At 67.9% G+C, this 9968-nt stretch carries 10 protein-coding genes and 1 pseudogene; 6 read left to right on the top strand and 5 right to left on the bottom strand.

The features are described 5' to 3' along the window. The 3 genes and pseudogenes from ACODRV_RS14800 to thiE form a co-directional block, all read right to left on the bottom strand. Positions 1-363, bottom strand: a pseudogene (locus tag ACODRV_RS14800) (hypothetical protein); the annotation flags it as partial. Positions 364-442: 79 nt separating this feature from the next. After that, a complete protein-coding gene (locus ACODRV_RS14795; RefSeq protein ID WP_488908819.1) occupies positions 443-2128 on the bottom strand; it encodes a sensor histidine kinase in 1686 nt (561 codons plus the stop codon). A gap of 66 nt (positions 2129-2194) precedes the next feature. Then, complete coding sequence (gene thiE / locus ACODRV_RS14790; RefSeq protein WP_488908818.1) at positions 2195-2854, bottom strand: thiamine phosphate synthase; 660 nt, start codon at positions 2852-2854, stop codon at positions 2195-2197. Positions 2855-2973: 119 nt separating this feature from the next. On the opposite strand from thiE, the gene ACODRV_RS14785 reads away from it, so the two are divergent. The 5 genes from ACODRV_RS14785 (at position 2974) to ACODRV_RS14765 (ending at position 6113) form a co-directional block, all read left to right on the top strand. Continuing rightward, on the top strand, positions 2974-3159 hold the full coding sequence (locus ACODRV_RS14785) for a (2Fe-2S)-binding protein (protein ID WP_141628352.1): 186 nt from the start codon (positions 2974-2976) through the stop codon (positions 3157-3159). 158 nt (positions 3160-3317) lie between these two features. After that, positions 3318-3818: a bacterioferritin gene (gene bfr / locus ACODRV_RS14780; RefSeq protein ID WP_141627409.1), complete on the top strand. Its 501-nt coding sequence runs from the start codon at positions 3318-3320 to the stop codon at positions 3816-3818. Positions 3819-3884: 66 nt separating this feature from the next. Further along, positions 3885-4433: a tryptophan-rich sensory protein gene (locus ACODRV_RS14775; RefSeq protein WP_488908817.1), complete on the top strand. Its 549-nt coding sequence runs from the start codon at positions 3885-3887 to the stop codon at positions 4431-4433. 93 nt (positions 4434-4526) lie between these two features. Next, on the top strand, positions 4527-5096 hold the full coding sequence (efp, locus tag ACODRV_RS14770) for an elongation factor P (RefSeq protein WP_141627411.1): 570 nt from the start codon (positions 4527-4529) through the stop codon (positions 5094-5096). 210 nt (positions 5097-5306) lie between these two features. Then, positions 5307-6113, top strand: coding sequence for an inositol monophosphatase family protein (locus ACODRV_RS14765; RefSeq protein ID WP_488908816.1), 807 nt, complete (start codon positions 5307-5309; stop codon positions 6111-6113). 12 nt (positions 6114-6125) lie between these two features. Here ACODRV_RS14765 and recN read toward each other — a convergent pair whose 3' ends face one another. Together recN and ACODRV_RS14755 are read right to left on the bottom strand one after the other, a co-directional pair. Next, entirely contained in the window at positions 6126-7826 is a 1701-nt protein-coding gene (gene recN / locus ACODRV_RS14760; protein ID WP_488908815.1) for a DNA repair protein RecN, read from the bottom strand. A 144-nt stretch (positions 7827-7970) separates the two neighbouring features. Beyond that, complete coding sequence (locus ACODRV_RS14755) at positions 7971-8816, bottom strand: outer membrane protein assembly factor BamD (RefSeq protein WP_488908814.1); 846 nt, start codon at positions 8814-8816, stop codon at positions 7971-7973. A gap of 217 nt (positions 8817-9033) precedes the next feature. On the opposite strand from ACODRV_RS14755, the gene ACODRV_RS14750 reads away from it, so the two are divergent. Next, complete coding sequence (locus ACODRV_RS14750; protein WP_141627415.1) at positions 9034-9966, top strand: ribose-phosphate pyrophosphokinase; 933 nt, start codon at positions 9034-9036, stop codon at positions 9964-9966. Positions 9967-9968: the final 2 nt, after the last annotated feature.

The raw sequence follows: 9968 nt of genomic DNA, 5'->3' as shown, positions 1-9968 counted from the left end.
CGCCATCGCACCTGGAATCAGTGGCGAGGTCGGGGTCGCGGCGGCGGGCGGACGGGTCGTCGGGGCCGCGGGACGGGGAGCGGTCATGGCCGGAGCCGGTGTCGGCGCGGCGGTCGCCGGACGCGGCGTGGTCGTCGCCGGGGCGGGAGCCGGGGTCGGCGTCGCAGCAGCAGGCGCCGGCGTCACCACCGGCGCGGGCGCGGGGGCCAGATACTCGGCCGGACGCGGCGGGCCGCCGTTCAGGTCGCGGGTGAAATCGGACGCGGGAACCGGAGGCGGCGTCTGCGTCGCCGTCTGGGCCTGCGCCACTGGCGCTCCGGCGAGGATCATAAGGGCGGCGGCGGACGCGACGGTGACTTTCATGGCCGCGACCTTCGCCCCAGAGTGCGGCGACGGCAAGGCCCGATCCGCCCCGATCAGGCGCCCGGATCAGGCGCCCGGATCAGGCGGAGGGCAGTTCGACCCAGAAGACCGCGCCCTCGCCCGGCGTCGAGTTGACGCCGATGGTCCCGCCCTGCAGCTCGACCAGACGCTTGGCCAGGGCCAGGCCGATGCCGTGCCCCTCGACCGTCGAGCGTTCGAGGCCAAGACGGTTGAACGGCTCGAACAGCTGGGTCTGTTTCTCGGGGCTGAGGCCCGGACCACGGTCGATGACCTCGATGCGGACGCCGTCGTGGATGCGCGAGGCGCGCAGGACCACGATCCCGCCCGAGCCGCCGTATTTGACCGCGTTGGAGGTCAGGTTGGCGACCACCTGGGCCAGACGCTGGGAATCGGCCAACGCCACAAGCCCGTCGCCCTCGCTGATGACGTCGATCTTCAGCCCGTGGGCTTCGGGCCGCAGGGCGGTGGCGCGGCGCACATCGTCCAGCACGCCCGGAACGTCGGTGGGACGCAGTTCAACCTTCACGGCACCCGACTCGGCGCGGGCGACATCCAGCAGGTCGTGGGCCAGGGTCTCGACCTGACGGGCGGTCTTGACCAGCATGTCGGCCATCTCGGCCTGGGTCGGACTGACCGGCCCGAGCTGGCCCGCGCGCCACAGCTCACCGATGCCGATGATGCCGCCGACCGGGCTCTTGATCTCGTGCGCCACATTGGCGAGCAGACGCGACTTGGCCTCCGACGCCCGCTCGGCCCTGACCTGACCGGCCTTGGCGCGATCCGACAGACGGTCGCGCTCCTCCAGCAGGGCGGCGACCAGCAGGATAGGCAGATAGCCGAACAGCACCAGAAGCTGGGCCATCATGGCCCGGTCCGCGCCCTTGAACACGGCGGCATAGGGACCGTGTCCCATCATGCTGCCGCCGATGGCCAGAATACTGATGATGACCAGCGCCGCCGTGACGCCCAGCAGGCGCAGGCGCACGGCGATCAGCAGCAGCAACGGCAGGGTGAGGAAGCTGATGGGCAGCGACTGCATGCCGAAGATCAGCAGGTTGGCGACCGTCACCAGGCTCAGCAGGATGACCGCCTCGGCCGCCCGCGCGGGCGCGCGGTAGCGCAACAGCTCGCGCCGGGTGATCGCCAGACCGAAGCTGGCGATCACCGCGATGCTCAGCGCATGACCGAACCACCAGGTCTGGGCGGTCTCCATGAAGTCCGCGCCGTTCATCCAGTACAGCATGGCCCCGACGCCAACGGCTGCGGGGATGGGCGCGATCACCGCGGCGCTGATCAGGAAGCGGCAGCAGCCCTGGACGCTGGCCAGATTCAGGGTGGGGGCGAACCGGCGCGCCAGCAGGACGGCCAGATAGATGTCCACCATGTTCGCCACGGTGAACATCAGCGTCATCTTGGTGGAATTGCCGGCCAGCAGATTGCCCGCCGCGACGCCGCACGCCACCAAGGCGCCGAAGCACAGATCGTACAGCGGTCCGCGCGAGGTCCGCAGCCAGACCGCGACCGCCACGCCGCCCGCGCCCCAAAGGGCCGCGACCATGTCGGCGGACCGGGCGAAGCTGAGCGCCAGAACCGTCAGGACCAGCACCGCCATGGCGGTGAAGACCGGAGCCAGCGGCTGACCGATCCCGCGCGTCGACGATGCCCCGGACGGCAGGGCGCGCGAAGGCGAGACCGTATCTGCCGCGACGGCGGGCTGGGGGTCGAGCACGCGGCTCATGGTCATGATCACGTCCGGCAGGGAAATTCCGGGGCGATACCTAAACCTTGGCTTCCTAACATCCCCTGAAGGTCAGAAGGCGCTCGCAAGCACCTGATCAAGCTCGCGAACCGCCGCCGCCGCGCCCTGTGGATGGCTCCAGACCGCGCCGCTGACGGCGACGAAGTCCGCCCCCGCCCGCGCCAGATCGGCGGCGTTTCCGGCGTTGATCCCGCCGATGGCGACGCAGGGCGTCTCGACCGTTTCCTGCCAGATGGTCAGGATTTCAGGCTCGGGGCGGTGCTCCGTCTCCTTCGTGGTGGTCGGGAAGAAGGCGCCGAAGGCGACGTAGTCCGCCCCCGCCTCGGCGGCGTCCATGGCCAGTTCCCGGCTGTCGTGGCAGGTCACGCCGATCATGGCGTCCGGCCCCATCGTGCGTCGGGCCTCGGCGTAGGATGCGTCAGTCTGTCCCACATGGACCCCGTCGCAACCCGAGCGCTTCGCCAGATCGGGGCGGTCGTTCAGGATCACCGCGACGCCCCGCGCCTGCGCCACCGGCCTCAGCGCCTCGACCGCCGCCAGCACGGCGGCATCGTCCACCTCCTTCAGCCGGATTTGCAGGGCCGCCACCGCGCCCGCATCCAGCGCCTCGCCCAGCGTCTTCGCGAAGGCGGGCAGATCCGGGATCGCCGGCGGGGTGATCAGATACAGGGCGCACGGCGGGCGCGGCGGGACGACGGGTTCTCTGGCCATGCGCGGGGAGTGCGACGATGCGCGCGCGGCGTCAATCCACCCGACGCATGCGAACGACTTGCAGTCGCCTTAATCGGGCTGCTATAGCGAACCATTCGCATCGAGTGGGTCCGCCTTCCTTGTACGTCTGCAACTGTAACGGTCTTCGCAAGCGTGACGTCGCCTCGGCCATCGAGGCGGGCGCGACGCGTCCGCGCGAGGTGTTCGCCAAACACCAGTGCCAGGCCCAGTGCGCCAAATGCGTCTGCGAAATGCGCCAGATGATCCAGGACAGCCAGCAGGCCTTCGCCATGGCGGCTGAGTAGCAATCGCAGCGCCGACTGCGCCCGATTTTTACTCGCAATTTCAATGTCGTGATAAGTGTTCGCAAGTGAACACACAGCGTTTGTTCATGGTATGAACGGCGGGACTGAAGGCGACTCCCCTCCTCCGGGACGCCACAACCGCTGCAAGGACGACGACCATGAAGGGCGACCCCGCGATCATCCGGACGCTGAACGCGATCCTGACCAACGAACTGACGGCGGTGAACCAGTACTTCCTGCACGCGCGCATGTTCGAAAGCTGGGGTCTGAAGCACCTCGGCCAGATCATCTATGACGAGTCGATCGGCGAGATGCGCCACGCCGACATGCTGATCAAACGCGTGCTGTTCCTCGACGGCCTGCCGAACCTGCAGGACCTGCACAAGCTGAAGATCGGCGAGAACGTCTTCGAATGCCTGGGCGCCGACCTGCAGCTGGAACTGGGCTCGCGCGACACCGTCATCGCCGCCGTGGCCCAGTTCGAGGCCGCCAAGGACTACGTCAGCCGCGATCTGGTGATGCGCATCCTGTCGGACACCGAGGAGCACATCGACTTCCTCGAGGCCCAGCACAAGCTGATCGAGCAACTGGGCGAGCAGAACTACCTGCAATCCGCCATGACCGAGATCGCGCCGGACAAGAGCGCGACGGGGAACTGATCGTAGTCGAAGGGGCGGGAACCCCTGCCCCTTCCGGCTCATTCCCCTCCCGAGCTGGAGGCGCGGATGACTGATATCGATGATGTGTTCGACGACGTGCAGGACGCGGCGACGGACTTTCTGAACGCCGGGGGCCGCGACGTCGGCCATGTGGTGCTGGGCATGGCCCTGACGGTGGGGTTCGCCCTGGCGGCCACCGCCTTCGCCCGGCGGACGATCAGGCCTCGCCCTGTCCAGCTGACGCAAGACGACGCGCCGATCACCGAGCGGCCGCGAGGATCGCTGAGCTTCATCCTGCCCGCCGTCTTCTCGGCCACCACCCTGTCGGCGGTGCGCGTGTGGAACGCGCCGAAAGCGAAGGAGCGGAATGTCGCCATGGCCCTCTGGGCCGGGGCGCAAGCGCTGAACGCCGTGTGGATCGCCATGCGCCCCGCCAGCCGGGGGCTGCAGATCGCCGCCGCCATGTCCTCGGCGGGCATGGCCGCCGCCTTCGCCCATGAGGCCCGCAAGCTGGACGCCCGCGCCGGCAAGATGGCGGCCCCCGTCGGCGGCGAGGTGGCGGTCGCCAACATGATCGGCCGCAAGGCGCGCGAGACCGGGCAGACGCTGCACTGACGCGCCCAGCTTGCCGTAAGCCCCGGCTTCCGTTAGGGACTGCGCCCGTTCGCGCGCGCCGCAAGGGCTGCGCCTCAACCCTTCCGAGACATCATGGCCAAGATTAACGGCAACACCATCAAGCCCGGCATGGTCCTGCAGCACAATGGCGGCCTGTGGGTCGTCACCAAGGCCAGCCACGTCAAGCCCGGCAAGGGCGGCGCCTTCGCCAACGTCGAGGCCAAGAACCTCGAGACCGGCAACAAGCTGAACGAGCGCTTCCGTTCGGAAGACAAGGTTGAGCGCGTGACGCTGGAACAGAAGGATTTCTCCTACCTGTTCGACGGCGGCGACAACCTCGTCTTCATGAACGACGAAAACTACGAGCAGATCGAACTGCAGAAGGACTGGGTCGGCGACGACCGCATCCCGTACCTGCAGGAAGGCATGAAGGTCGTGATCGAAATGCACGAGGACCGTCCGATCGGTCTGTCGCTGCCGGATCAGGTGACGCTGGAAGTTGTCGAGACCGAGCCGACCGTGAAGGGCCAGACCGCCTCCTCGTCCTACAAGCCCGCGATCGCCAACAACGGCGTCCGCATCATGATCCCGCCGTACATGTCGGCCGGCGAGAAGATCGTCGTCGACACCACCACCGGCGAATACGTCCGCCGCGCGGACTAGGCGGCTTCGCCGCGTGACTAGTGATTGGTGATTGGTGACTGCTGGATCAAAAGCCAGCGTAAGCCCAAAGGGTGTGGTGGGAGCCGCATCAATCACCAACCACCAGTCACCAATCACTTCACCGGCTCCGTCGGAGCCGGTTAGCGTTTGAACTTCTCCGCATGCCCGGGCCGCGCGCCTTGGAGGGCATGACGGACCAGGAGATCCAAGATGGCCCTCGCCTCCGCCCTGCTCACCGTCATGATGGACGCGGTCCGCAAGACCGCCCGCCCCATGCTGCGCGACTTCGGTGAAGTGTCGCAGCTCCAGACCTCGCGCAAGGGTCCGGGCGACTTCGTCACCGCCGCAGACATCAAGGCCGAAGACACCCTGTATGAGCTGCTGATGAAAGCCCGCCCGGGCTACGGCTTCCTCGGCGAGGAACGCGGCTTCATCGAAGGCACCGACAAGTCGCACCGCTGGATCGTCGATCCGATCGACGGCACGACCAACTTCATCCACGCCATGCCGCATTTCGCGATCACGGTCGGGCTGGAGCGTTTCGCGCCGGACGGCTCGTCCGAGATCGTCGCCGCCGTGACCTACAACCCGGTCATGAACGAGATGTTCTGGGCCGAGAAGGGCAAGGGCTGCTACCTGAACGACGGTCGCATCCGCGTGGCGGGTCGGAAGGAGCTGTCGGAAAGCCTGATCGGCACCGGCCTGCCCTTCATCGGCAAGACGGGCCACGCCCAGTCGATCAAGGACATCCACGCCGTCGGCCAGCGCGTCGCGGGCATCCGCCGTCTCGGCTCGGCCGCCCTGGACTTCGCCTGGGTCGCCGCCGGTCGCTACGACGCCTTCTTCGAGCGCAATCTGCAGGCGTGGGACGTGGCCGCGGGCATCCTGCTGGTCACCGAGGCCGGCGGTCTGGTCACCACCATCGACATCGACGGCGATCCGAAGAACGGCAAGCAGGTGCTGGCCGCCAACCCGGACATCCACACCGCCCTGCGCAAGGTGCTGCAGGCGGCGTGAGCCGCCGAAGCGCTAGCCGATCAGGGTCTTCGCCGCCGCGCGCGCTTCATCGGTGATGGTCGCGCCCGACAGCATCCGCGCGATTTCTTCCAGCCGCTGACCTTCATCCAGCGTGTCGACCGTGGTGGCGGTGACGCCCGCGTGGTCCGACTTGCGGACCTTCCAGTGGGCGTGGCCGCGCGCGGCGACCTGCGGGCTGTGGGTGACGACCAGCACCTGCGCCCCCTGCGACAGGCGCTTCAGGCGGGTGCCGACGGCCTCGGCCACGGCGCCGCCGACGCCCTGATCGACCTCATCGAAGATCATCACCGGCTGGCGCTGGTCCTCGCGTCCCGCCAGCGCGGCCTTCATGGCGAGGGCGAAGCGGGCCAGTTCGCCGCCCGACGCGATGGCGTCCAGCGGACCGAAGGGGGTTCCGGCGTTGGTGGCGATCTCGAAGCGCACGGTCTCGACGCCCAGCGGCCCACGGCGCCCCTCAGCCACCGGCTCGAAGGCGACACGGAAACGGGCGCGTTCCAGCTTCAGCGGCCCCAGTTCCTCCATCACCGACATCGTCAGCCGCTCGGCGGCGGCCTCACGCGCCGAGGTCAGCAGGGTCGCGGCCAGATCATAGGCCTCGCGCGCACCGGAGGCCTCGCGCTCGGCGGCGGTGATGGCGTCGGCGCCGTCCTCGATCAGACGCAGTTGCTCACGGAAGCGCTCGCGCAGGGTCGGCAGCAGCTCGACCGAGGTGTTCAGCTTGCGGGCGGCGGCGCGCAGGGCGAACAGCCGCTCCTCCGTCTTGTCCAGACGGCCCGGCTCGAAGTCGAAGGCGTCAGCGGCGGCGTCGACGCAGGCCAGCGCCTCCTCGGCCTCCACCAGCGTGCGGTCGATAGCCTCGGCGGCGGCGGTGAGTTTCAGCAGCAGCGGATGATCGCCCTCGGCGCCCGACTGGGCCGCGCGGGTGCGGGCGTGCTCGACCGCGCGCAGGGCCGCCGACAGGTTGCGCGACAGCTTGTCCCCGCCCAGTGAGGCGCGGGCGTCGGTCAGATCGGCCATGGCCTTTTCCGCCGCGCCGAGCAGGGCCCGTTCGCCCGCCAGCTCGGTTTCCTCGTCCGCGCGGGGATCCAGCGCGTCGAGGTCGGCCAGATTCTGGGTCAGTTCCTCGGTGTGGGCGGCGGCGTCGGCGGCGGCGGCCTTCAGGTCGGCGACCTTGCGCTCGGCGGTCTTCAGGGCCTCGGCGGCGCGGGCCACGCCCTCCAGCTGGGGCGACAGCCCGCCGTAGGCGTCCAGCAGGGCGCGGTGAGTCTTCCAGTCCAGCAGGCCGACCGTCTCGTGCTGACCGTGCACCTCGACCAAGGCCTGACCGATCTCACGCAGGGCGGTGACGCCCGCAGGCTGGTCGTTGACGAAGGCGCGGCTGCGGCCGTCGGCGGCGACGGTGCGGCGCAGGATCAAATCCTCGCCCGGCGTGACCTCGAATCCCTTCTCGGCGATCAGTTCGATCAGGGCGGCATCGTCGGGCGCGGTGAAGACGGCGGTGGCGCTGGCCTGTCTGGCCCCGGCCCGCACCAGACCGGCGTCGCCCCGCGCCCCGAGCGCCAGACCCAAGGCATCCAGAATGATCGACTTGCCGGCCCCGGTCTCGCCGGTCAGCACGGTCAGGCCATCCCGGACCTCGAGGTCCAGCACGTCCACCAGAACGATGTCGCGAATCGAAAGCGCGGTCAGCACGGCAGGCTCCCTTGCGGGAACATCAGGCCGGAAACGCGGTCAGAAATCTGGGGCAAGGCGAATCGTCTTCTCGGGCGATGCCGGAGAATGCGGAGCAACCGCCTCCCGGGACAAGCCCGGGAATAGAGGAACAAAAAGAAAACGTCAGCCCGGGATCAGACGACGTAGCCAGCTTTCACGCTGCGCGGTCGGCGCGACTTCCGGAGCGGCGGCCTGTTCCGACAGCAGGGCGTAGGCTTCGGAGTACCAGGGGCTGCCCGGATAGTTGAAGCCCAGCACCGAACCGTTGCGCATGGCCTCGTCCTTCAGGCCGAGGGTCAGATTGACCTCGACCAGACGATACAGGGCTTCCGGCGTGTGCGAGGTGCGCTGGTAGGCCGGGTTGTCGATCACGGTCTTGTAGCGGTTCAGGGCGGCCAGCGGCTGGTTGGCGCGCTGATAGTAGCGGCCGATAGCCATTTCCTTGCCGGCCAGCTGGTCGTTGACCATGTCCATCTTCACCGTGGCGTCGATGGCGTAGGGCGTGCCCGGATAGCGGCGGGCCACATCCCGCAGGCCGCTCAGCGCCGCCTGGGCGAAACCCTGGTCGCGGCCCACGTCGGTGATCTGTTCGAAATTGCAGATGGCCTTCATGTAGAAGGCGTAGGGCGCGCTGGGATTGCCCGGGAACAGGGCGATGAAGCGATCCGCCGCGGCGATCGCCTCCTGATAGTGGTTGTCCTGATAATAGGCGTAGATCTGCATCAGGATCGCGCGACGCGACCATTCCGAATAGGGGTGCTGGCGCTCGACTTCCTGGAAGTAGTCGATGGCGTCGCTCCAGCGCTTCGCCTGAATGCGCTGATAGCCGGTGTTGTACAGGGCCTCGACCGGGCGTTCCTCATAGGCCAGACGCGGACGGTTCGAACCGCCGTTACAGGCGGTGACGGTCAGGGCCGAAACGGCGACGGCCGCCAGAACAAGACCGGAGCGGAACTTCGAAACGGACAAGGACGACCTCAAGTATGCATGCCTACGGACCACCGTCCGACGGCGCCCCCGGAAACGAGACGCGATCTCTATACCAGTGAACTTCGCAGCGCCAATGCGCGAAGAAGCGCCAAAAAAGCATGGATCGCGACTTGTGACCCCGGCGTCCCCTGATATGTAGCGCGCCAGCGCCACGGCGACATGCAGCCGGGCGATGACGGCGAAAGGATGACCGGACATGAAGCTGCTCTCTGGCAACTCGAACCGGACCCTCGCGGCCGCGATTGCAAGCCACCTCGACATGCCCCTGACCAAGGCCCAGGTGAAGCGGTTCGCCGACAATGAAGTGTTCGCGATGATCGAGGAGAACGTTCGCGGCGAGGACGTCTTCGTCATCCAGTCGACCAGCTATCCGGCCAACGACAACCTGATGGAAATGCTGATCATGACGGACGCCCTGGTCAGGGCGTCGGCCAAGCGGATCACGGCTGTCGTCCCCTATTTCGGCTACGCCCGTCAGGACCGGAAGACCGGGGGCCGCACCCCGATCTCGGCCAAGCTGGTCGCCAATATGATCACCCGCGCCGGCGCCGACCGGGTCCTGACCATGGACCTGCACGCGGGCCAGATTCAGGGCTTCTTCGACATCCCGACCGACAATCTGGTCGCCACGCCGGTTCTGGCCAGCGACATCAAGGAAAACTACCAGCGCGGCAATCTGATGATCGTCTCGCCGGACGTGGGCGGCGTGGTGCGCGCCCGCTCGCTGGCCGAGCGCCTGAACGTCGACCTGGCCATCGTCGACAAGCGCCGCCCCAAGGCGGGCGAGAGCGAGGTCATGAACATCATCGGCGACGTGGCCGGACGCGAATGCATCCTGTTCGACGACATCGTCGATTCGGGCGGCACGCTGGTGAACGCCGCCAAGGCGCTGATCGACAAGGGCGCGACCCAGGTTTCGGCCTACATCAGCCATGGCGTGCTGTCCGGCCCGGCCGTCCAGCGCGTGGCCGACGGCCCGCTGAAGGAGCTGGTGATCACCGACTCGATCGAGCAGCCGGACGAGGTGCTGGGCTGCTCCAAGATTCGCCGCGTCTCGGTCGCTCCGCTGATCGGCGAGGCCATCCGGCGGATCGCCAATGAGGAATCGGTTTCCAAACTCTTCGACTGATC

The organism is Brevundimonas sp. FG8, assembly GCF_057808845.1.
Note: the sequence above shows the minus strand (reverse complement) of the source record. Positions and strands in the feature narration are given on the sequence as shown.